Origin of the sequence: Pseudomonas sp. NPDC098740, from assembly GCF_044760065.1 — a bacterium.
In the GTDB taxonomy this organism is placed as follows: domain Bacteria; phylum Pseudomonadota; class Gammaproteobacteria; order Pseudomonadales; family Pseudomonadaceae; genus Aquipseudomonas; species Aquipseudomonas rossensis.
Genome location: NZ_JBIWAM010000001.1, coordinates 328928 through 351476, shown reverse-complemented (window position 1 = coordinate 351476; position 22549 = coordinate 328928). Strand labels below are relative to the sequence as shown.

The following is a 22549-nucleotide window of genomic DNA, read 5'->3' as shown; positions in this document are numbered from 1 at the left end:
GATCAATGTGATTTGCAACCGATGGTCATTACTGAGCTGCCAGAGGCGTCAGACGCTTCCTTATCGATTACAGTTTGCGTATTTGTCAGCTGACTCTGCTTGAACAGTTCGCGCACCGCTTTGGCCTGTTCCTCGCCATGCTCAATGACTAGCCAACCTTCACGACTAAGTAACTGGTTCGCGAGCGAGATGATTTGCCGTATCAGTTCAAGCCCATCGACCCCGGAATAGACCGAGTCCCGTGGATGGTGATCGCTCCACTCAGGCAACAACTCTTGGGACTGTGGGACGTACGGAGGATTAGCGACAATCAAACCGACCTGATCTGTGAATCGCGTAAATGCCTGTTTGTCGCGAATGTCTGCCCGCAAGTGATTGACCTGCCCCCCCTTGCAGGCCAGTCGATCAATGTTGCGTTTGAGGTACTGCATCGCTATCTCATCAAACTCCACACATGTCACTTTCAGATCCGGTCTGCGCCGTGCGATCGCCAAGCCAATCGCGCCGCTTCCGGCACACAAATCGAGAACACTTGCTCCCGGTCGCAGCGCAGCACTGGTTTCCAGCCACTTGTGAATGATTTTGCTGTGAGGGCGGGGGATAAACACGCCGCTACCGACCACCAGCGGCATTTCGTCAAACTCCACCATGCCAACAATATGCCCGAGAGGGATTCGGTTACAGCGCTCTTTAACCGCTAACATAAACTCATCGAGCGCACGGCTTTTATCCACCCGTTCGATATAGCGATCTATAAGACAACTCAAATCTGCTTCCAAGTCCCAGACACCAGACGCTTGCAACATGGCCCGCGCTTGACTAATAGCAAGATACTCACGATCCGTAAGACTCATGACCACTCCTTGTAATACTGCGAAAGTCTTTTCAAAATTGACTCATACAGATAGGAGAATGCGACCAACTCCGGCGGAGGCGTAAATGACGGGTGCAAGTTATTTATAAGTTGTTCGTAATTGCGCGACAGCCCTTCATCCAGCAAAGGAAACCAGTAAGGTTTTATATCCCAACGATACTCATATCCTGTGGCAAACATCTGCTGTACCGTTTCCCTGACCGTATTCTCGCGGGCAAACCCAGATAACGGAGCACGTACAGGTTTGAAAGGGCTGAGATCTAGATCGGGAGTCTCTATATCGGTAAGGCAATCAGCTATATACCGCGCCAGCAGTGGTGATTGGTGCAGGCCGTCTCGGTAGGTGCCTGTTGCAAGCCAAAGACCTTCGATACCGCACTCGCCAATCAATGGGAAACCATCTGCCGGAATTGGTCTGTTGCCAACCTGTATGGAAATGATTTCAGCGCCGTGAAGGTCCAAGTTCAACTGATCAACAGCACAGTCAAGCAAAAACTGAACATCCGATATGAGAGCCTGTTGTTTAGGCCGCTCCGAAATTATATTAGTAGCTCCCAGATACAAGACGCCGTCCCCACGAGGGACACAGTGCAAGCCGCACGCAAAAGCACGATTTGGCGTCCGTATGACAGAACTCGGCAACTCAACCCCTTCTGGCATTTTCACGAGAATTGAAACGCCATATCCACTGAACAACGGTGGAATTTTCTTTACGAGCTCGTCGAAATCACTAAGCAGGTCTAAAGATTGAACGCCTGCCGCAATCACAACCTTTTTAGCCCAAAGAACCTCTCCATTGCACAACTCAATACCGGTGACTACCCCACCCTCACCCAGCACGCGTTGGGCGTTCTCATTTTTCAGAGTGCCGCCCTCGGAGACAAATGCAGCATCCAGTTTCTCCAGCAAAAGATGAGAGTTCACGGAGTGCTCGTTTGGTATGTACAGCCCACGCAAAGGCCGAACCAGATGGTTGGGTTTCAGCCACTCCATTTTGCGCGGATCAACAATTTCGAACGGCTCCCCATACTCACGAAGGGTTCTTTCGATGGTGTCGTAGTTAACGCTGTCTACCTCATCCATGCCGGCGGTGTTGAGCAGCACATGGGTCCCTATCGCGGTAAACAACGAACTGGAATCACCTGAAGAAATTGCCAGGCGCTCCGCCCAACTTGACCACAAGTGTTGAGCTTGTCGGTCCATGTCTAGTTTCAATCGACCAAAATCACTTGCCAGTAGGCCGCTTGTTACCTCCCCGAAACATCCATTCATCGCACCGGCAGCCCTTGACGCTGCATTTGTACGATCAGTCTCACCAACTCGACAGACATTTAAACCACGCGTGGACAACTCATACGCGATTGACCCGCCAACTGCTCCTGCACCTACAACAATGACGTCGAACTCCATGTTTTGACCTCAGACGATTACCCGCGACGTAAGAAAAATCAACTTTTCTCGTTAGAAAACAGAACACTTCTATAATTTCGTTACATTGCGATTCAATCGACTATTTGTTTCATATTGTGTCTTTGAAATAATTCTACACATGTTCCAATAGAGCTAAAGATCTGGGCCTCCGTGCTTAAAGCCACAGACTCTCCAGTTAACTTTTAAAAAACAGCAGCCTATGAAAACCCAGTAAAAGTTACATAATTAGTAATAATAAATACTTCAAAAAAATCGACATCCACAGATTGTGTGAAAACTTAGCTACCCGCCTGACGATTAGAGCTTGGCCGTAGGTGAGCTGTAGCGATCGATAGCAGTAATTTCCAGGCAGCCGCGACCTCACCCAAAAGCAAGCGCCCTAAACAATCTCTGGCGTTTGCTTGAGTCACCCTCTCCGCGTTTTCACCCAGTCTTCGAGGCCTCTTTTGTTTGTGAGCGGCTACGCTCGTTAGGTATCGCTCACCCTGTCCAACCGACAGAGCAATCGACCCGCCCAAGAGGAAGCGCACAGATGACCCGTCTCACTGCGAAAGACTTTGCCCCGGAATTGCTCGAACTGTACGACTACTACGCCCACGGCAAGATCAACCGGCGAGAGTTTCTGGATCGAGCGGCGTTGTTCACCTTGGGCGGTTTGACCGCCAGCGCGCTCCTCGCGGCCCTGAGTCCGAATTATGCACTCGCCGAGCAGGTTGAATTTACCGACCCGGACATTGTTGCCGAGTACATCACCTATCCCTCCCCCAAGGGCAACGGGCAAGTCCGTGGCTATCTGGTACGCCCGGCGAAAGCCGTCGGCAAGGTGCCGGCGGTGGTGGTCGTGCATGAAAACCGCGGGCTCAACCCGTACATCGAAGATGTCGCGCGGCGTGTTGCCAAGGCAGGGTTCATCGCCCTCGCCCCTGATGGTCTGACGTCGCTGGGCGGTTATCCCGGCAACGATGACAAAGGCCGGGAGCTGCAGGCGACCGTCGACCCCGAAAAGCTCATGAACGATTTTTTCGCCGCCATCGAATGGCTGATGAAGCATGACGCGACCACCGGAAAAGTCGGCATCACCGGGTTTTGTTACGGCGGCGGTGTGACCAATGCCGCGGCCGTCGCCTATCCGGAGCTGGGGGCTGCCGTGTCCTTTTATGGCCGCCAGCCAGAAGCCAAGGATGTCGCCCGAATCAAGGCGCCGGTGATGCTTCACTACGGTGAACTGGATACGCGCATCAACGAAGGCTGGCCCGCCTATGAGAAGGCACTGAAAGCTGCGGGCAAGACGTATGAAGCCTACATTTACCCCGGCGCCAACCATGGTTTCCATAACGACTCCACGCCTCGATACGATGACGCCGCGGCCAGGCTGGCCTGGGACCGGACGCTCGGATGGTTTCGGCGGTATCTGGCTTAGTGGTGAAGCTGAAGTCTGCTTTGACACTGTTGCCAGATTCCGCATGAATGGAGGGCTTCGAAAAGCTGACAAGCCAGGTGCTCAAACGCGGCTCAACAGACCTCGTTCACGTCTCAATCACATCATCCGCCCAACTGATAGCCGCGACGACGGTGGGGAAACCGATCGTGCTGGTCAGTGAGATCAGTGTGTGACGGATCTGCTCTGGCGTAGCGCCCGCCTCCAGTGCCCGTCGGGTATGACTGTGCACCGCGCCCTCAGAACGGATGGCCGCCGCGGCACCGAGCTGGATCAGCTGAACAACGATCTCTTCCAGTGGGCCGGTATGACGCACCGCCGTACCCAAGGCCTCCACTGCGGCCAGGTAATCCGGGTACTGCTGTTCGAGACGTTGGTAGGTGTTGTGCGCTCTCTTCTTTGCCATGTTTGTTTCCTCGCGTGGGAGGGCGATCAGTTCTCGCCTTTGCGCCCGAGTCATCAGGCTGCGATTTCCGAAACTTGCACACTGCAGCAGTAGGCTACGCTTACAGCAGCTTATTGCACACGATGCTCGCGTCTGCAGGTTTTGGTTTTTTCTGGAGAGCGTCTGCAACAGCTATTTCAGACAGGCCCAAACAATTCACGCAGGACTACGTGATGACCGAGCCCCTCCTCAGTTTTGATCAACTCAAGCGTGCCGCCGCCTCCGGCGAGATCGATACCGTTCTTGTCTGCATGGTCGACATGCAAGGCCGACTGGTCGGCAAGCGATTCCAGGTCGAGTTTTTCATCGACAGCGGCCACGAAGAAACCCACTGCTGCAATTACCTGCTGGCCGATGACATCGACATGGAACCGGTGCCGGGTTACGCCGCGGCCAGTTGGAGCAAAGGCTATGGCGACTTTGTGCTCAAACCCGACATGGCTACGTTGCGACGGGTGCCCTGGCTTGAGTGCACGGCGCTGGTGCTCTGCGATGTGCTCGATCATCACCATCGGCGCGACCTGCCGCACAGCCCACGGGCGATTCTGAAAAAGCAGATTGAGCGACTGCGCGAGCGCGGCTACACCGGCATGTTTGCTTCGGAACTGGAGTTCTATCTGTTCGACGAGAGCTACGAGGCGATCCACGAGCGCAACTACCACAAGCCGAAGACGGCCGGCCACTACATCGAAGACTACAACATCCTGCAAACCACCCGCGAAGAGCCGGTGCTGCGGGCGATTCGCAAGCATCTGCAGGCCAGCGGCATTCCCGTGGAAAACTCCAAGGGTGAATGGGGGCCGGGCCAGGAAGAGATCAACATCCGTTATGCCGATGCCCTGACTATGGCCGACCACCACGTCATCATCAAGCACGCCTGCAAAGAGATCGCGCAACTGCAGGGCAAGGCGATCACGTTCATGGCCAAGTGGCGCTATGACGCCGCCGGTTCCAGCAGCCACATCCACAATTCGCTGTGGGACAAGAACGGTAAGAAGCCGCTGTTCTTCGACGCCAAGGCTGAGTTTGGCATGTCGAAACTGATGCGCTCCTGGGTGGCCGGGCAGCTTAAATATGCCAACGACATCACCTGTTTTCTCGCGCCCTACATCAATTCGTACAAGCGCTTTCAGGCAGGCACCTTTGCCCCGACCCGGGCGGTGTGGAGCCGGGACAATCGCACCGCAGGTTTCCGTTTGTGCGCAGAAGGCAGCAAAGCCATCCGCATCGAATGTCGCATTGGCGGTGCCGACCTCAACCCTTATCTGGCCTTTGCCGCGTTGATCGCCGCTGGCCTGGCCGGTATCGACGAGAAGCTCAGCCTCGCGCCACCCTTCGAGGGCGATGCCTACGTCGACGAACACTTGCCTGAAGTATCGAAGACCCTGCGCGAAGCCTGCGCCGCACTCCAGGGCTCGACCATGTTGCGCGAGGCGTTCGGCGATGAAGTGATCGACCACTACGTGCACACCGCCGAATGGGAGCAGAAAGAGTACGACCGGCGGATCACCGACTGGGAACTGCAGCGCGGGTTTGAGCGCTATTGAGACTTCCATCATGACTTCAACGATTCAACTCATCTCCCCAGTCGATGGCCGGGTCTATGCCGAACGTCGCTGCGCCGATGCGGCGCAAATCGACCAGGCTCTGGCGGCGGCCGAAGCAGCCCAGACGCAATGGAAACGCCGGCCACTGAGCGAACGCGCCGCCTTCTGCAGCGCCGCGGTAGACGCGATGCTGGCCATGAAGGCTGACATCGTGCCGGAACTGGCCTGGCAGATGGGCCGCCCGGTGCGCTTTGGTGCTGGTGAACTGCGCGGTTTCGAAGAGCGTGCCCGCCATATGATCGCCATTGCGCCTGAAGCCTTGGCAGCGCTTGAACCGACACCCGCCGCAGGTTTTCGTCGCTGTATCAAACGCGAGCCGCTGGGTACGGTATTGGTCGTCGCACCCTGGAATTACCCCTATCTGACGGCAGTGAATACGATCATCCCGGCGCTGATGGCCGGCAACAGCGTCATCCTCAAACACGCCTCGCAAACGCTGCTGGTTGGCGAACGTTTTGCCGAAGCGTTGCGCCGCGCCAACTTGCCCGCCGGCCTGTTCCATAACCTGCTGCTCGATCATGGCCAGACCGGCGAGATCATTGGCTCGGGACGCGTGCACCAGGTGAACTTCACCGGTTCAGTCGATGCTGGCAAGGCCATGGAAACCGCCGCCACCGGACGCTTCCTCGGCGTGGGGTTGGAGCTCGGTGGCAAAGACCCGGCTTACGTCCGGTCAGACGCCAACCTCGAGCATGCAGTGGAAAACCTGGTGGACGGCAGCTTCTTCAATTCCGGGCAAAGCTGTTGCGCGGTCGAGCGTATTTATGTCGATGAAAAAATTTACCCGGTGTTTGTCGAACGCTTCGTCGCCTTGACCCGCCAATACGTGCTGGGCAACCCACTGGACGAAGCCACCACACTCGGTCCGTTGGTCACACCGAGTGCCGCTGAATTCGTTCGCGGGCAGATCGCCGATGCACTGACCCAAGGCGCTCGGGCGCTGATCGATCCAAAGGATTTTCCTGCCGACGCACCGGGCAGCGCCTACCTCGCGCCGCAAGTATTAGTCGACGTCACCCATCAAATGTCGGTGATGCGCGACGAAAGCTTTGGCCCGGTGGTCGGCATCATGCCGGTGGCCAGCGACGACGAAGCCATCGCCTTGATGAACGACAGTGAGTTCGGGCTCAGCGCCTCCATCTGGACACAAGACCTTGCCGCCGCAGAACGTCTGGGCAACGAGATCGACACCGGCACCGTGTTCATGAACCGCTGCGATTACCTGGACCCGGCCCTGGCCTGGACCGGGGTGAAGAACAGCGGGCGCGGCGTCACGCTGTCGCGCCTTGGCTATGACAACCTGACCCGCGCGAAATCCTTCCATTTGCGCCACGAGATCTGAGCCATGAGCCTGACCGCGAACTGGAACTACCCCACAAGCATCCGCTTCGGTGCCGGCCGCATCGCCGAGCTTGCCGAGATCTGCCGCAGCCAAGGGATCCAGCGACCGTTACTGGTCACCGACAGTGGCCTGGCGCGAGCCCCGATCACTGCCGCAGCGCTGGACGCCTTGCGCGCTGCCGGTCTTGGCGTCGCGCTGTTTTGCGACCTTAAACCCAATCCGGTCGAAGCCAACCTGGCGGGCGGGCTCGACGCCTGGCGCGCCGGCAAACACGATGGCGTGGTCGCCTTCGGCGGTGGCAGTGGCCTGGACATGGGCAAGCTCATCGCCTTCATGAGCGGCCAAACCCGACCGGTGTGGGATTTCGAAGACATCGGCGACTACTGGACCCGCGCCGACGAAGGCAGCATCGCCCCGATCATTGCGGTGCCGACCACGGCGGGTACCGGCTCCGAGGTGGGCCGTGCCGCGGTGATCATCGATGAGCGTACGCACACCAAACGCATCATCTTCCACCCGAAGATGATGCCGCGCGTGGTCATCAGCGACCCGGCCCTCACCGTCGGCATGCCGGCCAAGGTCACTGCGGGCACCGGCATGGATGCGTTTGCGCATTGTCTGGAATCGTATTGCGCTCCCGGCTTTCACCCCATGGCCGAAGGGATTGCGGTGGAAGGCATGCGCCTGGTCGCCAATGCCCTGGTGCGAGCCGTACACACACCCTCGGACCTGGAGGCGCGAGCGGAAATGCTCGCGGCGGCCGCGATGGGCGCTACCGCTTTCCAGAAAGGCCTGGGCGGGATGCACGCCCTCTCACATCCGGTGGGCGCCCTGTACGACACCCATCACGGCATGACCAATGCCACGTTCATGCCCTATGTCCTGAAATTCAATCGCCCGGCCATCGAGGAACGCATCACCCGCCTCGCGGCTTATTTGCGTCTGCCCTCGCCCGGCTTCGACAGTTTTCTGGCCTTCGTCCTCAAGTTGCGCAAGGACATCGGCGTGCCCCATACGCTGGTTGAGCTGGGGGTGGATGACCGGCAGGCCGACCTGATCGCGGACATGGCGATTGTCGACCCTTGCGCCGGCGGCAACCCGCTGCCATTGACCCGAAATGGCGCGGCAGAAATTTTCGAAGCGGCGTACCACGGCCGTCTGTAGAGCAGTTGTCTGTCCATGGCCAAGGTGCGAACTCGCAGCATGGACGGTGTTTATCCGTAAGAGACAGGAGCAGTACGACAAGGGGTTGAAGGCCAGCCCATCCGGCACCGTAAAACCCGGATGGATGCGTATCAAAACCTAAGGGGCACACAACATGAATCCAGCAAGCCAGCCCGGCACGAGCGCGCCGCAAGACGATGACGTCAAGGTGCTGCACAACATGGGCTATGCCCAGCAGCTCTCACGACGCATGGGCGTTTTCTCTAACTTTGCCATTTCCTTTTCGATCATCTGCATCCTCTCGGGTGGTATCAACTCACTCGCTCAGGGCACCTCGGGTGCGGGCGGTGCGTCAATTGGCATCGGCTGGCCGATCGGTTGCCTGATCTCCGGGGTTTTCGCCATGGCCATGGCGCAGATTTCCTCGGCCTACCCCACCGCTGGTGGCCTCTATCATTGGGGTTCGATTCTCGGTAACCGCTTCACCGGATGGCTGACCGCGTGGTTCAACTTGCTCGGGCTGGTCACCGTGCTCGGTGCGATCAACGTCGGCACCTATTACTTCTTTTTCGGCGCCTTCGGACCGGCCCTGGGAATGGAAGACACCACCACGACCCGGGTGATTTTCCTGGCGATCCTGACCGGTCTCCAGGCCTTGTGTAACCACCTGGGTATCGGCCTGACCGCGAAGCTCACCGACTTCTCGGGCTATCTGATCTTCGCCACGGCGCTCGCGCTGACCATCGTCTGCCTGATCTCTGCACCCAGTTATGAGTTCGCCCGGTTATGGACCTTCAGCAACTATTCCGGCGAGGCTGGCGGCAGCGTTTGGCCACAGGTCTCGAACGGCTGGATTTTCATGCTCGGCCTGCTCTTGCCGATCTATACCATCACGGGCTATGACGCCTCTGCGCATACCTCGGAAGAGACCCGAAATGCCGCCATGTCAGTGCCGCGCGGCATGGTCATGTCGGTGGTCTGGTCGTTGCTGTTCGGCTGGGTCATGCTCAGTTCGTTTGTGCTGATGCTGCCAAGCATGGACGAGGCGGCGAAGCATGGCTGGACCGTGTTTTTCTGGGCCATGGACACCCAGGTCAATCCGACTGTGAAGTTGGCGCTTTACGTGGCGATTTTCATCTCGCAATTTCTTTGCGGGTTGGCGACCGTGACCTCGGTCTCACGCATGATCTTTGCGTTCTCCCGTGACGGCGGCCTGCCCTTCTCCAAAACACTGGCCTCGGTCTCGCCGACCCTTCGCAGCCCGGTGGCAGCGATCTGGACCGGTGCCACGCTCGCGGTGTTGTTCGTCTGGGGATCGTCGGTGATCTCGGTCGGCGAAACGCCGGTCTATACCATCGTGGTGTCCTGCACGGTGATCTTCCTGTTCTTCTCCTTCATCATTCCCATAGTGCTGGGCCTGTTTACCTACGGGACTTCGAAGTGGCCGACCATGGGGCCGTGGAACATGGGGCGCTTCTGGTACACAGTGTTCGCCCTCCTCTCGATCCTCTCGATGGTGATCATTTTCGTCATCGGCATCCAGCCACCGAACGATTGGGCGCTGTACATCACCATCGGTTTTCTGGTGTTGACAGCCATCGTCTGGTTCGGTTTTGAAGCCCGACGCTTCCAGGGTCCGCCGATTGGCGACATGATCGTCAAGCGTCAGGCTGAGATTGCGGCGGCTGAAGAGGCGTTGAATAAGCGGGCTGGAAGTTGATCGCCACAGCCATAAAAATACGGACCTGTGGGAGCGAGCTTGCTCCCACAGCGATCATTGCAACGCAACAGCGCGGTTAATGGCATGCTGAGCCCGGTTTGTGATTGAACAATCTCGAGATCAGGAGGAGGCATGCAATGGAACTGAAGTTCAGTCACGTCGATGTACTGGTCAAGAACCTCGAAGAAGCCTGTGCGTACTACGCGCAGATACTGAAAGCCAGGATCTCCAAGACGCTCGCCTGGGAACGAGGTGGTCTGCACGTGCGCTACGCGATTGCGCTGATCGGCCAGGAGCGTTTCATGCTGGTACAACCGTTGGCGGGGAATCTGAAGGAGCTATTGGACTCCTCGGGCGAGGGGATGATTTATCGCCACTGCTACTCGACACCGGACATCGAGAAGGCCTATGACGAATTGATGGTCGCCGGTGTTCAGCCAGAAGACGAAAACGGAGAGCCATTGGCCCGCGCGAACCTGCAATCCCCGTCCGGGGCACGCATCATCTGGTTGCCCAAGCGCTTCGGACACTTCTCTATCGAGATCCTGGAAAACAAGGCCCTGGAGGCATTTATCGAGGCTGCGTTTGCCTGAGTGAGCTACATAGATCAGCTCTCAGAGGAAATGATTGAGTCGTCACCGGATTCAGCAGCCAGCTTCAATCGGTCAGCTTTACTAATGTATTTAGACTTGCTTGACGGTGCCAATTTGGCACTGGCTTTTTTGGCGTGGGCCTTTAATAACTGCTGTATTTTTTTACGACGATTCATTTTTTCTACTCGGCTTGTCAGTTTTCGAATGATATCAGCTTGTGGTTTGCGCAAAAAAGCAGAAGCAGCCCCGGTGCCGCGGGTCGTGCGTTATTACTGTCACCCGCTTGACCCTCCGCCAGATCCAGCTTGAGAATCGGCCTCTTTGGAGCCTCGCATGCCCCCTCACTGCACCCTCCAGCCTCTGCCCTCCTCGACACTGTTTTCGCTTCGGCGATGGATCCTTTGCCTGAGCATTGTCGCACCCGGCATCGCCGGTGCAGAGACACGACCCGAGAACATGGTTTATCTGCGTACGATTGATCCGGGCATCGAGCAAGACATTCGCTATGCCAGCGCTCATAACTTCACCGGGCACCCACTCGACGGTTACGACGCGGCGCAGTGCCTGTTATCGCTGGACGCCGCCAAGGCCCTCGCTCGGGTACAAATAGCATTGCGTGCGCAAGGCTACGGTTTGAAGGTGTTTGACTGTTATCGGCCCAGCCGTGCCGTTGCCGATATGGGGCGTTTTGCTTTGGTGCCGGGTGACCCACGCAAGGCCGAGTTCTATCCGCGCGTGGACAAGCAGGACTTCTGGCGTCTGGGTTACGTGGCACGGGTGTCGAACCACTCCAAAGGCTCAACCGTGGATCTGACACTGACCGGTCCGGATGCCCTGCCCGCCGATAGTTGGACGCCGTCAGCCAATCAAGTCGATTGCACGGCCCCCTATGGCCAGCGTTGGCGCGACGGCGCGCTCGACATGGGCACGGGGTTCGATTGCTTTGATGAGCGCGCGCATACCGACAACCCGACGATCAGCGCTGCCGCCAGGGACAATCGCCAGAAGCTCAGCAGGGCCATGGAGAAAGAAGGGTTTACCGGGTACTCGAAGGAATGGTGGCACTTCACATACAGTGGGGAAGGTTCTCCGAAGAACGTCATGGACTTCCCCATCACGCCGCTGGGTACACGCGATGTTCTCGACACCGCCAATCAGCTGATCGTGGTCACCACAAAAAACTGGACTGACATCCAGGGCACGGCCCAGCGCTACGAACGGCAGGGCAACACCTTTCGAAAATACGAAGGATCGTTTCCGGTGGTGATCGGCAAGAGCGGGCTGGCGTGGGGCAAGGGCCTGAGCAGCGTTGAGCAACGCGAAGGTCCGGTCAAACGTGAAGGTGATGGCAAAGCACCTGCCGGGGTATTCAAACTGGGGACGGCGTTTGGCTACGACAGCACGGCCGACACCAGACTGCCTTACCTTGCGCTGACGTCGACCATCGAATGCGTGGATGACAGCCACTCCGCACGCTACAACGAGCTTGTCGATGGAGCGGCTGTTTCGAAAGACTGGAACAGCTCCGAACGTATGCGTCGCGATGACGACACGTATCGAAAAGGCATTTTCATCGAGCACAATACGCCGGCGTCCCCAGCCTCGGGCTCGTGCATTTTCTTCCACATCTGGCGCGGTCCCACCTCCCCGACGCTGGGTTGCACCGCCATGGATCAAGCGGATATTTCTCGCTTGTTCAATTGGCTGGATCCTCGCCAGTCCCCTCTGCTGGTTCAAATGCCCGAGGCGCAATACGAGCACTTTCGCGAAAGCTGGAACCTGCCCGAACGTTGATAGCGTCAGCATTGGCAGACGGTGTCTGGAAGTCCTGTCCATCGACGAAGGAACACCCAAGGAAAATTCGTATACCATATCTACAATTCAACCCTAACGATCACGACCGTGGCCCTGACAAAACTCAATGCTCCCGACCTTGGCAATTCGCCTTCGACGTCGGAAATCATCACCCGTCATCTGCGTGACGCCATCGTCGCCGGGCATTTCGCCGAGGACGAGCCGATTCGCCAGGACGACATTGCCCGCCAGTTCAACGTCAGCAAGATTCCGGTGCGCGAAGCCCTCAAGCGTCTGGAGGCTGAAGGCCTGGTGATGTTCCAGCGCAATCGTGGGGCGATGGTCACCCGGGTTTCCGATGCGGAACTGGCGCAGATGTTCGAAGTGCGCATGCTGCTCGAAGACAAGGTGCTTCGCCTGGCCATTCCGAACATGACCGAAGACACCTTCGCGCGCGCCGAACGCATCTGCCAGGAGTTCATCGGCGAAGATGATGTGGGGCGCTGGGCCGAGCTCAACTGGGAACTGCACTCTTGTCTTTACGAACCGGCGCAACGACCGTTTCTGGTCAGCCTGATTCGCTCGGTCAACGACAAGCTTGAGCGCTACCTGCGCATGCAGATGAGCCTGTCGGCCGGCAAGGAACGCGCCGATCACGAACACCGGGAAATCCTTGCGGCCTGCCGCGCCGGTGACGTGGACCTGGCGGTGAAGTTGCTCGACGAGCACATTGCCGGGGTCTGCAAGACCCTGTTCGAGCACCTGCCTCACCACCACTGACAGCTCGCCGCACTGTGCTGATTTCGTCATCGGCACTGGATAAAACCATCAAGCCGGCAAGCCCTCGCACAGGCCACTCTTTCGTTCACTCATCTGAACGGGCGTGGCCAACTTATGAAACGCATCACCGTGATCGACTCCCACACCGGCGGCGAACCCACCCGTCTGGTGACCGCCGGTTTTCCTGACTTGGGCAGCGGCAGCATGGCCGAACGTCGACAGCGGCTGGCGGAACAGCATGATCAATGGCGCGCCGCTTGCGTGCTGGAACCCCGAGGCAGCGATGTGCTGGTCGGCGCCCTGCTCTGTGAGCCGGTAGACCCGAGCGCCTGTGCCGGCGTGATTTTCTTCAATAACAGCGGTTACCTCGGCATGTGCGGCCACGGCACCATCGGCCTGGTGGCCTCGCTCGCGCATCTGGGCAAGATCGGCCCAGGGGTGCACAGCATCGAAACCCCGGTGGGCACGGTGCAGGCGACGCTGCACGAAGACCATTCGGTCAGCGTGCGCAACGTGCCGGCGTACCGTTACCGTAAAGCGCTGTCGCTGCAGGTGCCGGGGATCGGTCAAGTGACCGGCGATGTCGCCTGGGGTGGTAACTGGTTTTTTCTGATTGCCGAGCATGGCCTGCGCATTGCTGGCGATAACCTCGATGCGCTGACCGCCTACACCTTCGCCGTCCAGCAAGCACTGGAGGCTCAGGGTATTCGCGGCGAAGACGGCGGCTTGATCGACCATGTCGAGCTGTTCGCCGATGACGAGCAGGCCGACAGCCGTAATTTCGTCCTCTGCCCCGGAAAAGCCTATGACCGCTCGCCCTGCGGCACCGGCACCAGCGCCAAACTGGCGTGCCTGGCGGCCGACGACAAATTGCAGCCGGGACAGGTCTGGCGTCAGGCCAGTGTCATCGGTAGCGAGTTCGAAGGTTCCTACGAACTTCAGGGCGAGCGCATCGTGCCGACCATCCGCGGCCGCGCCTTTATCAGCGCCGAAGCCAGCCTGATCATCGAACAGGACGACCCGTTCGCCTGGGGCATTCGTCCGTGAACGAGGGCCTGGTGGCCGATGTGATCGTGATCGGCGCCGGCATCATCGGCGCCGCTTGTGCCCAGACGCTGGCGGGGCGCGGCTTGCGCGTGCTGGTGCTGGACGCCGGCCTGCCCGGCGCTACGGCGGCGGGCATGGGCCACTTGCTGGTCCTCGACGAGAACCCGGCCGAACTGGCCCTCAGTCAATATTCCCTGCAACGCTGGCGCGAACTGGCGTCTGCCCTGCCCGATGGCTGCGCCTACCGTTGCAATGGCACCCTCTGGCTGGCCGCCAATGCCGAAGAAATGGCCGTCGCCCACAGCAAATACCTGAACTTGCAGGCCCAAGGCGTGGCCTGCGAATTGATCTCCAGCAGTGCCTTGCACCAGCGCGAACCGGAACTGCGCGAGGGCCTGGAAGGCGGACTGCTGATCAATGGCGACGGCATTCTCTATGCGCCGGCGACCGCCCGCTGGATGCTCGGCACACCGAACATCAGCCAACGCCGGGCGCGGGTCAGCGAAGTCGATGGCAATCGCGTGCGACTCGACAACGGCCACTGGCTAAGCGCCGAAGCGGTGATTCTGGCTAACGGCATCCAGGCTAACGAACTGTGCCCGGAGTTGCCGATCGAGCCGAAGAAAGGCCACTTGCTGATCACCGACCGCTACCCCGGCAAAGTCACCCACACCCTGGTGGAACTCGGTTACGTCACCAGTGCCCACAACGCCAGCGGTCCCTCGACGGCGTGCAATATCCAGCCTCGGCCGACCGGGCAACTGTTCATCGGCGCCTCGCGACAATTCGGCACCACCGACCCGCAAGTCGAGGGCTGGATGCTGGCGAAAATGCTCAGACGTGCCACCGATTACATGCCAGGGCTGGCTCAGCTCAACGGCATCCGCGCCTGGACCGGCTTTCGCGCTGCCAGCCCCGACGGTTTACCGCTGGTGGGGCAGCACCCGCAACGCAAAGGTTTATGGCTGGCGGTCGGTCACGAGGGCCTCGGCGTGACGACCGCCCCCGGCACCGCCGACCTGCTGGTCGCGCAGTTGTTCGACGAAACGCCGCCGCTGGCCGCGCAACCGTATCTGCCGCAACGTTTTCTCGGAGAGCCCGTTTATGCCTGAATTGATGCTGGACGGACGTGCCCTGCGGGTTGCCGAAGGCACCAGTGTCGCCGCGGCACTGGCCCTGAGCGGCGATGGCTGCACGCGCACCTCGGTCAGTGGCCAACGCCGCGCACCGCTGTGCGGCATGGGCATTTGCCAGGAATGCCGGGTGACCATCGACGGTCGACGGCGCCTGGCCTGCCAGACGCTGTGCCGTGACGGCATGCACGTGGAGACCCAAGCATGAGCGAATACGCCGACCTGCTGATCATCGGCGCCGGTCCTGCCGGCATGGCCGCTGCGCTCGCTGCGGCGTCAAGCGGTGCGCGCATCGTCCTGCTCGATGACAACCCGCTGCCGGGCGGGCAAATCTGGCGTGACGGGCCTCAGGCCAACCTGCCGAACCCGGCGCTTCAAATGCGCGAGCGACTGGAGGCGTGCAGCAACATCCACCGCCACTCCGGCACTCGGGTGATCGCCTGCGCCGGGGCGAAACAACTGCTGGTCGAAGACGCCGATCGAGGCTGGTTGATCGGTTACGACAAACTGATTCTGTGCACCGGCGCCCGCGAGTTACTGCTGCCCTTCCCCGGCTGGACGCTGCCTGGAGTGACCGGGGTTGGCGGCCTCCAAGCGTTAATCAAGAGCGGCCTGCCGGTGCAGGACGAACGCATTGTGATTGCCGGCAGCGGGCCGTTATTGCTCGCCAGCGCCGCCACCGCGAAACACAACGGCGCCCGGGTGCTACGTATCGCCGAGCAAGCCCGTGCGGCCGCCGTCGCCGGTTTCGCCGCGCAACTGCCACGCTGGCCCAACAAACTGATGCAGTCGGTCACGTTGTTCGACCGCCATTACCGTACCGGGACCTATGTACTGGCCGCCCTGGGCAATGAGCGGCTGGAAGGTGTGCGCCTGCAACAGCAAGGAAAAATCGTCGAACTGGAATGTGATCGCCTGGCTTGCGGTTTCGGTCTGATGCCTAATACCCAACTCGGCCAGGCCCTCGGTTGCGAACTTGAAGATCAGGCAATCGCCGTCGATGCCTGGCAGACCACTCGCCGCGCCGATCACTACGCGGCGGGTGAATGCACTGGTTTCGGTGGCAGTGAACTGGCATTGGTCGAAGGCGCCATCGCTGGCCACGCCGCCGTCGGTGACCTTGATTCGGCCCGAGCATTGTGGCCTCGTCGTGCGCGTTGGCAGGGTTTCGCCAACGCCCTCAACAAGGCGTTCACCCTCGACCCGCAACTCAAGTCGCTGGCACAACCCGACACCTTGGTGTGCCGTTGCGAAGACGTGCCTTACGCAGCGCTTGCCGGGCACACTGACTGGCGCGACGCCAAACTGGCCAGCCGCTGCGGCATGGGCGCTTGCCAGGGCCGGGTGTGTGGCAGCGCGTTGCAGCACCTGTTCGGCTGGCAACCTTCGTCACCACGGCCGCCATTCAGTCCGGCGCGGATCGAGACCTTGCTGTGCCTGGACGACACCCCACCGGCCTGAATGCCGGCCCGGGGCTTTCGGGTCCGTCGCCGAGTCTTTATGATCCCGGGCATTGCCTCCAGACGCCCAGCGCCATGTATGCCTCGCTCACTACCTTCAAACCCTGCGACCTGTCCACCCTGCTGAGCAGTCTGCAGCCGATCGCGGCGTTGCTCGACACCCTGTCGGACGTGGTGTTTTTCATCAAGGACAGCGAGGCCCGCTATGCCTTCGTCAACCAGACCCTGGCCCGGCGCTGCGGCTTCAAACACAGTGACGAGCTGCTCGGGCGCACCGCCGACATGGTCTTTCCCGAGCGCTTCGGCCCGCTGTACACAGAGCAGGATCGGCGAGTGCTGTCTACCGGCCGCGAACTGGCCGACCAACTCGAACTGCACCTGTATTACGGTAACCAACCGGTCTGGTGCCTGACCCACAAACTCGCGCTGCGCGACCTGCAAGGTCAGATCGTCGGCCTGGCCGGTATCTCCCGCGACCTGCAAACGCCACAGTCCAGCCATCCGGCCTTCCAGAAACTCGCGGCGGTGGACGCGCATATCCGCAGCCATTTCGCCCACCCCATCAGCCTCGCCGAACTGACCGCGATCGCCGGGTTTTCCGTGGCGCAACTGGAGCGCCACTGCAAACGCGTGTTCCAACTCACCCCACGGCAGATGATTCACAAGGCGCGCCTGGAAGAAGGCTCCCGGCTGTTGCTGCACACTGACCTGCCCATCACCGAGATAGCCCTGCGTTGCGGTTACACCGATCACAGCGCCTTCAGCCGGCAGTTCCGTGCCTTGACCAGTCTGGCGCCGAGTCAGTATCGCGAAAGCCGTCGCTGAACCCCAGGCAAGTGTTCCTTTAAGGGGCGCCTGGCGCCCCCACTGCTCCCTTCTGTAACACCGCCTGATACGGCCCGCCGAGGCGTTCTTCTCCTACGCCCCGCTCCCACAATCTTGTAAGACCTTTAGCTCAAGGCTTGGCGATTAATTCTCGCCTCTGTTCGCAAACAGGCACGCTCATTGCTAATCACATATCGTATACGAAATTCACAATACGATATCCAACAGCACTTTCCGACAACGAGGCCTCTATGAAAAACCCCGCATTTGCCGTAGCCCTCAGCGCTGTTCTCAGTACGTCCTTCATCGCCACCGCCCAGGCCGACAAGCTCGACGACATTATTGGTTCGGGCAAGCTGCGTTGCGCCGTGACCCTGGACTTCCCACCCATGGGTTTCCGCGATGAAGGTAACAACCCGGCCGGTTTCGACGTGGACTACTGCCGCGACCTGGCGAAAATTCTCGGGGTCGACGCGGAAGTGGTTGAAACGCCCTTCCCCGACCGAATCCCGGCGCTGGTGTCCGGGCGTGCGGACGTGATCGTTGCCTCCACGTCCGACACCCTCGAACGCGCCAAGACCGTGGGCCTCACCGTGCCGTACTTCGCCTTCCAGATGGTGGTGCTGACCCGCGACAACACCGGCATCAACAGCTTCGCCGATATCAAAGGCAAAGCCCTGGGCAACACCAGCGGCACCTATGAAGCCATCGCTCTGGAAAAAGACGTGAAGAGCTGGGGCACCGGCACTTTCCGCGCCTATCAGTCGCAGAACGACACGCTGCTGGCGGTCGCCCAGGGTCACATCGACGCCACCGTGGTCACCAACACCGTGGCCGCCGCCACGATCAAGTCGGGCAAATACAAGAACCTGAAAATCGCCGGTAACGCGCCGTACACCATCGACTACGTGTCCCTGGGCGCCAAGCGCAACGAGTATGGCCTGCTCAACTACCTCAACCTGTTCGTCAACCAGCAGGTGCGCAGCGGCCGGTACAACGAGCTGTTTACCAAATGGGTCGGCACCGAGATTTCACCCTCCGACCTGACCGTGCCCAAGGTCTATTACTGAGGTGTCCGGCATGCCTAGGCCAACCTCTCTGACCGGTCGCAGTCTGGTCGCCGGTGCCGCACAAGGCGCCCTGCTGTTTGCCGATGTCGGGCTGAGTTTCTGGGGCGGGGTCGACCCGTACAGCGGCGAGGTCATCGACCGTCACCACCCGCTCAGCGGCGAACATCTGACCGGCCGGGTGCTGGCGATTCCCAGTGGCCGCGGCTCGTGCACCGGCAGCAGTGTGCTGATGGAACTGATCAGCAACGGTCATGCGCCGGCCGCACTGGTGCTGGCCGAACCCGATGAGATCCTGACCCTGGGCGTGCTCGTGGCACAGACCATTTTCGAGCGTTCCCTGCCGGTGCTGTGCATCGGCCGGGAGGCCTTCGCCGCCTTGCGCGGCAAGGCCTTTGCTCGGGTCGAAGCTTCAACGGTGACCGTGTTCGACCGCCTGCCGGGTGATGCCTGGCAGGCACTCGACAGTCCGTTGCAGACAGCAGAAAAAAGCACCTCTATCGAACTCACCGAACACGATCGGGCGCTGTTCGAGGGCCAACATGGCAAGGCCACCCAGGTCGCCATGCAGATCGTCCTGCGCATGGCTCAATTGCAAGGTGCCCGCCACCTGGTGGATGTCACCCAGGCACACATCGACGGTTGCATCTATACGGGCCCTGCGAGCCTGCGCTTCGCCGAACAACTGGTGCAGTGGGGAGCCAAAGTACGGGTGCCGACCACGCTCAATTCGATTTCCGTCGATCAGCGTCGTTGGCGTGAGTTGGGCATTGATCCGGCACTCGGTGTGCCGGCCAGTGCTTTGGGCGATGCGTACATGGCGATGGGCGCACAGCTGAGTTTTACCTGCGCGCCCTACCTGCTCGACAGCGCGCCGAAGTCCGGCGAGCAAATCGTCTGGGCCGAATCCAACGCCGTGGTTTATGCCAACAGCGTGCTCGGCGCACGCACCCTGAAATACCCAGACTACCTGGATATCTGCATCGCCCTGACCGGCCGCGCTCCCCTGATCGGCTGCCATCTGGACGCGCAACGTAAAGCGAGACTGCAAATCGATTTACCGGTTTTGGGTGAGTTGGACGATGCCTTCTACCCCCTGCTCGGTTACCACATCGGTGCCCTGGCCGGCAGCCGGATTCCGCTGGTGCTGGGGCTGGAACATAGCAAGCCGAGCCTGGATGACCTGAAAGCCTTCGGCGCTGCTTTCGCCACCACCTCCGCCGCGCCGCTGTTCCATATCGCCGGGGTGACTCCGGAAGCACTCGACCCGACGCAGGTGCTGGAGGCGGATGATCCTGTGCCGGTGGAAAAAATCCGCCTGAAGGATTTGCTACTCAGCTGGCGCGAACTCAACAGTGCCCGCGACAACCGGGTGGATGTGGTCTCGCTGGGCAACCCGCATTTCTCTCTCAGCGAATTCGCGCATCTGGCGCGGCTGTGTCGGGGTCGGCACAAACACCCCGAGGTGGTGCTCGCCATTACCTGCGGTCGTGCGGTGCTGGAGCAGGCGCGCGAGGCTGGACATATCGCGGTGATCGAAGCCTTCGGCGCGACCCTGGTCACCGATACCTGCTGGTGCATGCTCGGCGAGCCGGTGATCCCGTTGGCCGCCAAAACCTTGATGACCAACTCGGGCAAGTACGCCCATTACGCACCCGGCCTGGTGGGCCGCAAGGTGCACTTCGCCAACCTCGCCGAATGTGTCGACGCCGCTTGCAGCGCCACCGCCAGCGGTCGTTTGCCGGCCTGGCTGCAATCGGCCGCCTCTCTGGAGAGCCACGCGTATGTTTGATTACACCTTCCAATGGCGCGCGACCCTGCGCGCCCTGCCGGACATGCTGGCCGGCGCCTGGGTCACCTTCGAGACCGCTGCACTGTCGATGATTTTCGGCGTGCTGATCGCCCTGGCCCTGACGGTGATGCGCGAAACCAAACAACCGTTGTTGCGCGGCATCGGCAATGGCTGGGTGTCGATCGCCCGCAACACCCCATCGCTGTTCCAGATCTACATCCTCTACTTCGGCCTCGGCTCGCTCGGCTTGCATGTCAGCTCATGGTTCGCACTGTTGGCCGGGATCACCTTCAACAACGCCGGTTACCTGGCGGAAAACTTTCGCGGTGGCCTCAAAGCTGTGCCCGGCACGCAAGTGCGCGCCGCGCGCTCGCTGGGCATGAGCGCCTTTCAGGCTTACCGAATGATCATCGTCCCGCAGCTGTTGCGCATCGTGTTCTACCCGTTGAGTAACCAGATGGTCTGGGCGGTGTTGATGACGTCGCTGGGGGTGATCGTGGGGCTGAACAATGACCTCACCGGCGTGACCCAGGACTACAACGTCAAGACGTTCCGCACCTTCGAATATTTCGCCATCGCCGCGGCGCTGTATTACCTGATTGCCAAGGCGATCGTCGCCGTCGCCCGGCTGATGGCCTGGCGACTGTTCCGCTACTGAGGAGGTGAGCATGTTGACCACCAGTTTTTCCTGGAATGACCTGCTGTTCCTGCTTGATGGCGCCTGGGTCACTCTGAAACTCACGTTCTGGTCGATCATCCTCGGCTCCTTCGCCGGGCTGCTGTTCGGCTTGCTGCGGGCGCTGTTGCCGCGCGCCAGCCTGCCGCTGGCGTGGGTGCTGGACGTGTTTCGCAGCGTGCCGTTGCTGATCCAGTTTGTGTTGTTCAACTCGCTGAAAAGCATCGTCGGTTTGAACATCAGTGCCTTCAGCGTTGGCTGCATTGTGCTCGGGGTCTATGCCGCCGCGTACTTCACCGAGATCGTGCGCAGCGGCGTGCTTTCTGTGCCGTTCACCGTGCGCCGGGCCAGTCGCTCGCTGGGCCTGAGTTTCCTCCAGGACCTGCGCTGGATCGTCCTGCCAATGGCCACGCGGGTGGCCTTTCCCGGCTGGCTGAACCTGGTACTCAGCGTGATGAAAGACACCGCGCTGGTGATGTGGATCGGCATCGTCGAACTGCTGCGTGCCTCGCAAACCATCGTGACCCGCATTCAGGAACCGCTGCTGGTGCTGTGCATCGCGGGCCTCATCTACTACGTCATGAGCCTGGTGGTCGCTCGTCTGGGCGCTCGTCTGGAAAGAAGGTGGCAAGAAAATGATTGAGATCGACAACGTACACAAATCCTTCGGCAACCTCGAAGTGGTCAAGGGCGTCAACCTGACAGTGAACAAGGGCGAGGTGGTGTCGATCATCGGCGGCTCCGGCTCGGGCAAATCGACCCTGCTGATGTGCATCAACGGTCTGGAGCCGATCCAGAAAGGCAACATCCGCGTCGACGGTGTCGAGGTCCATCACAGCGCCACCGACCTCAACCGTCTGCGGCAGAAGATCGGCATTGTCTTCCAGCAATGGAACGCGTTCCCGCACCTGACCGTGCTGGAAAACGTGATGCTGGCGCCGCGCAAAGTGCTGGGCAAGAGCAAGGCGGAAGCCGAGGAATTGGCGGTTAAACAACTGACCCACGTCGGTCTGGGCGACAAGCTCAAAGCCTTTCCCGGCAAGCTCTCCGGCGGCCAGCAACAGCGCATGGCCATCGCCCGCGCCCTGGCCATGTCGCCGGACTACATGCTGTTCGACGAAGCCACTTCGGCCCTCGACCCGCAATTGGTAGGCGAGGTACTCGACACCATGCGCATGCTCGCCGAAGACGGCATGACCATGGTTCTGGTGACCCATGAAATCCGCTTTGCCCGCGATGTGTCCGACCGCGTGGCGTTCTTTCGCAATGGTTTGGTGCATGAGATCGGCTCGCCTGATCAGGTCATCGGCAACCCGGTGCACGCGGAAACCGCGGCTTTTCTGAAATCAGTGAAATAACTA

22 protein-coding genes are annotated in these 22549 nt (G+C 60.0%); 18 read left to right on the top strand and 4 right to left on the bottom strand.

Features of this window, described 5'->3' with window-relative positions:
* Positions 1-2 precede the first annotated feature (2 nt).
* Both ACIQU2_RS01790 and ACIQU2_RS01785 read right to left on the bottom strand, forming a co-directional pair.
* Positions 3-854, bottom strand: a complete 852-nt coding sequence (locus ACIQU2_RS01790) for a HemK/PrmC family methyltransferase (protein WP_403138015.1) — start codon at positions 852-854, stop codon at positions 3-5.
* Complete coding sequence (locus tag ACIQU2_RS01785) at positions 851-2284, bottom strand: NAD(P)/FAD-dependent oxidoreductase (RefSeq protein ID WP_403138014.1); 1434 nt, start codon at positions 2282-2284, stop codon at positions 851-853. Before ACIQU2_RS01785 ends, ACIQU2_RS01790 begins: the two co-directional genes overlap by 4 nt.
* A gap of 553 nt (positions 2285-2837) precedes the next feature.
* Between ACIQU2_RS01785 and yghX the strand changes: the two genes are divergently transcribed.
* Positions 2838-3725, top strand: a complete 888-nt coding sequence (gene yghX / locus ACIQU2_RS01780; protein ID WP_403138012.1) for a YghX family hydrolase — start codon at positions 2838-2840, stop codon at positions 3723-3725.
* 106 nt (positions 3726-3831) lie between these two features.
* Here yghX and ACIQU2_RS01775 read toward each other — a convergent pair whose 3' ends face one another.
* Positions 3832-4149, bottom strand: a complete 318-nt coding sequence (locus tag ACIQU2_RS01775) for a carboxymuconolactone decarboxylase family protein (protein ID WP_403138009.1) — start codon at positions 4147-4149, stop codon at positions 3832-3834.
* A gap of 212 nt (positions 4150-4361) precedes the next feature.
* Between ACIQU2_RS01775 and ACIQU2_RS01770 the strand changes: the two genes are divergently transcribed.
* The 5 genes from ACIQU2_RS01770 (at position 4362) to ACIQU2_RS01750 (ending at position 10614) form a co-directional block, all read left to right on the top strand.
* Complete coding sequence (locus ACIQU2_RS01770; RefSeq protein ID WP_403138007.1) at positions 4362-5735, top strand: glutamine synthetase family protein; 1374 nt, start codon at positions 4362-4364, stop codon at positions 5733-5735.
* A gap of 10 nt (positions 5736-5745) precedes the next feature.
* Positions 5746-7137 (top strand): aldehyde dehydrogenase family protein, encoded by a 1392-nt coding sequence (locus tag ACIQU2_RS01765; protein ID WP_403138005.1) that lies wholly within the window; start codon positions 5746-5748, stop codon positions 7135-7137.
* A 3-nt stretch (positions 7138-7140) separates the two neighbouring features.
* Positions 7141-8301: an iron-containing alcohol dehydrogenase gene (locus tag ACIQU2_RS01760; RefSeq protein WP_283180610.1), complete on the top strand. Its 1161-nt coding sequence runs from the start codon at positions 7141-7143 to the stop codon at positions 8299-8301.
* 154 nt (positions 8302-8455) lie between these two features.
* Positions 8456-10021 carry an amino acid permease gene (locus ACIQU2_RS01755; protein WP_283180611.1) on the top strand — a complete coding sequence of 522 codons (1566 nt, stop codon included), beginning with the start codon at positions 8456-8458 and terminating at the stop codon, positions 10019-10021.
* A gap of 137 nt (positions 10022-10158) precedes the next feature.
* Positions 10159-10614: a VOC family protein gene (locus ACIQU2_RS01750; protein ID WP_403138003.1), complete on the top strand. Its 456-nt coding sequence runs from the start codon at positions 10159-10161 to the stop codon at positions 10612-10614.
* Positions 10615-10628: 14 nt separating this feature from the next.
* Here ACIQU2_RS01750 and ACIQU2_RS01745 read toward each other — a convergent pair whose 3' ends face one another.
* Entirely contained in the window at positions 10629-10790 is a 162-nt protein-coding gene (locus tag ACIQU2_RS01745) for a DUF2986 domain-containing protein (protein WP_403138002.1), read from the bottom strand.
* Between the two features lie 157 nt (positions 10791-10947).
* On the opposite strand from ACIQU2_RS01745, the gene ACIQU2_RS01740 reads away from it, so the two are divergent.
* From ACIQU2_RS01740 to ACIQU2_RS01685, 12 genes are all read left to right on the top strand, one after another.
* Positions 10948-12408: a M15 family metallopeptidase gene (locus ACIQU2_RS01740; RefSeq protein ID WP_403137999.1), complete on the top strand. Its 1461-nt coding sequence runs from the start codon at positions 10948-10950 to the stop codon at positions 12406-12408.
* Positions 12409-12516: 108 nt separating this feature from the next.
* Entirely contained in the window at positions 12517-13188 is a 672-nt protein-coding gene (locus tag ACIQU2_RS01735; RefSeq protein WP_347805354.1) for a GntR family transcriptional regulator, read from the top strand.
* A 114-nt stretch (positions 13189-13302) separates the two neighbouring features.
* The gene (locus tag ACIQU2_RS01730) at positions 13303-14235 is read left to right on the top strand and encodes a 4-hydroxyproline epimerase (protein ID WP_403137996.1); all 933 of its coding nucleotides are present in this window, start codon (positions 13303-13305) and stop codon (positions 14233-14235) included.
* On the top strand, positions 14232-15347 hold the full coding sequence (locus ACIQU2_RS01725) for an NAD(P)/FAD-dependent oxidoreductase (protein WP_403137993.1): 1116 nt from the start codon (positions 14232-14234) through the stop codon (positions 15345-15347). The genes ACIQU2_RS01730 and ACIQU2_RS01725 overlap by 4 nt, the downstream gene beginning before the upstream one ends.
* Complete coding sequence (locus ACIQU2_RS01720; protein WP_008157207.1) at positions 15340-15576, top strand: (2Fe-2S)-binding protein; 237 nt, start codon at positions 15340-15342, stop codon at positions 15574-15576. Before ACIQU2_RS01725 ends, ACIQU2_RS01720 begins: the two co-directional genes overlap by 8 nt.
* The gene (locus ACIQU2_RS01715; RefSeq protein ID WP_403137990.1) at positions 15573-16829 is read left to right on the top strand and encodes an FAD-dependent oxidoreductase; all 1257 of its coding nucleotides are present in this window, start codon (positions 15573-15575) and stop codon (positions 16827-16829) included. Before ACIQU2_RS01720 ends, ACIQU2_RS01715 begins: the two co-directional genes overlap by 4 nt.
* Before the next feature lie 74 nt (positions 16830-16903).
* Positions 16904-17653: a helix-turn-helix domain-containing protein gene (locus ACIQU2_RS01710; protein ID WP_403137987.1), complete on the top strand. Its 750-nt coding sequence runs from the start codon at positions 16904-16906 to the stop codon at positions 17651-17653.
* A 251-nt stretch (positions 17654-17904) separates the two neighbouring features.
* Positions 17905-18723, top strand: a complete 819-nt coding sequence (locus ACIQU2_RS01705; RefSeq protein ID WP_403137984.1) for a transporter substrate-binding domain-containing protein — start codon at positions 17905-17907, stop codon at positions 18721-18723.
* 10 nt (positions 18724-18733) lie between these two features.
* Entirely contained in the window at positions 18734-20512 is a 1779-nt protein-coding gene (locus tag ACIQU2_RS01700) for an aconitase X (protein WP_403137981.1), read from the top strand.
* On the top strand, positions 20505-21170 hold the full coding sequence (locus ACIQU2_RS01695) for an amino acid ABC transporter permease (RefSeq protein WP_403137979.1): 666 nt from the start codon (positions 20505-20507) through the stop codon (positions 21168-21170). The genes ACIQU2_RS01700 and ACIQU2_RS01695 overlap by 8 nt, the downstream gene beginning before the upstream one ends.
* A 10-nt stretch (positions 21171-21180) precedes the next feature.
* On the top strand, positions 21181-21831 hold the full coding sequence (locus tag ACIQU2_RS01690; RefSeq protein WP_008157201.1) for an amino acid ABC transporter permease: 651 nt from the start codon (positions 21181-21183) through the stop codon (positions 21829-21831).
* Complete coding sequence (locus tag ACIQU2_RS01685; protein WP_008157200.1) at positions 21824-22546, top strand: amino acid ABC transporter ATP-binding protein; 723 nt, start codon at positions 21824-21826, stop codon at positions 22544-22546. The genes ACIQU2_RS01690 and ACIQU2_RS01685 overlap by 8 nt, the downstream gene beginning before the upstream one ends.
* The last annotated feature ends 3 nt before the right edge of the window (positions 22547-22549 follow it).

Bases quoted from the DNA above. Each gene is read 5' to 3' on its own strand.
- ACIQU2_RS01790 (WP_403138015.1), bottom strand. From the start codon at position 854: ATGAGTCTTACGGATCGTGAGTATCTTGCTATTAGTCAAGCGCGGGCC.
- ACIQU2_RS01785 (WP_403138014.1), bottom strand. From the start codon at position 2,284: ATGGAGTTCGACGTCATTGTTGTAGGTGCAGGAGCAGTTGGCGGGTCA.
- yghX (WP_403138012.1), top strand. From the start codon at position 2,838: ATGACCCGTCTCACTGCGAAAGACTTTGCCCCGGAATTGCTCGAACTG.
- ACIQU2_RS01775 (WP_403138009.1), bottom strand. From the start codon at position 4,149: ATGGCAAAGAAGAGAGCGCACAACACCTACCAACGTCTCGAACAGCAG.
- ACIQU2_RS01770 (WP_403138007.1), top strand. From the start codon at position 4,362: ATGACCGAGCCCCTCCTCAGTTTTGATCAACTCAAGCGTGCCGCCGCC.
- ACIQU2_RS01765 (WP_403138005.1), top strand. From the start codon at position 5,746: ATGACTTCAACGATTCAACTCATCTCCCCAGTCGATGGCCGGGTCTAT.
- ACIQU2_RS01760 (WP_283180610.1), top strand. From the start codon at position 7,141: ATGAGCCTGACCGCGAACTGGAACTACCCCACAAGCATCCGCTTCGGT.
- ACIQU2_RS01755 (WP_283180611.1), top strand. From the start codon at position 8,456: ATGAATCCAGCAAGCCAGCCCGGCACGAGCGCGCCGCAAGACGATGAC.
- ACIQU2_RS01750 (WP_403138003.1), top strand. From the start codon at position 10,159: ATGGAACTGAAGTTCAGTCACGTCGATGTACTGGTCAAGAACCTCGAA.
- ACIQU2_RS01745 (WP_403138002.1), bottom strand. From the start codon at position 10,790: ATGAATCGTCGTAAAAAAATACAGCAGTTATTAAAGGCCCACGCCAAA.
- ACIQU2_RS01740 (WP_403137999.1), top strand. From the start codon at position 10,948: ATGCCCCCTCACTGCACCCTCCAGCCTCTGCCCTCCTCGACACTGTTT.
- ACIQU2_RS01730 (WP_403137996.1), top strand. From the start codon at position 13,303: ATGAAACGCATCACCGTGATCGACTCCCACACCGGCGGCGAACCCACC.
- ACIQU2_RS01720 (WP_008157207.1), top strand. From the start codon at position 15,340: ATGCCTGAATTGATGCTGGACGGACGTGCCCTGCGGGTTGCCGAAGGC.
- ACIQU2_RS01715 (WP_403137990.1), top strand. From the start codon at position 15,573: ATGAGCGAATACGCCGACCTGCTGATCATCGGCGCCGGTCCTGCCGGC.
- ACIQU2_RS01710 (WP_403137987.1), top strand. From the start codon at position 16,904: ATGTATGCCTCGCTCACTACCTTCAAACCCTGCGACCTGTCCACCCTG.
- ACIQU2_RS01705 (WP_403137984.1), top strand. From the start codon at position 17,905: ATGAAAAACCCCGCATTTGCCGTAGCCCTCAGCGCTGTTCTCAGTACG.
- ACIQU2_RS01700 (WP_403137981.1), top strand. From the start codon at position 18,734: ATGCCTAGGCCAACCTCTCTGACCGGTCGCAGTCTGGTCGCCGGTGCC.
- ACIQU2_RS01695 (WP_403137979.1), top strand. From the start codon at position 20,505: ATGTTTGATTACACCTTCCAATGGCGCGCGACCCTGCGCGCCCTGCCG.
- ACIQU2_RS01690 (WP_008157201.1), top strand. From the start codon at position 21,181: ATGTTGACCACCAGTTTTTCCTGGAATGACCTGCTGTTCCTGCTTGAT.
- ACIQU2_RS01685 (WP_008157200.1), top strand. From the start codon at position 21,824: ATGATTGAGATCGACAACGTACACAAATCCTTCGGCAACCTCGAAGTG.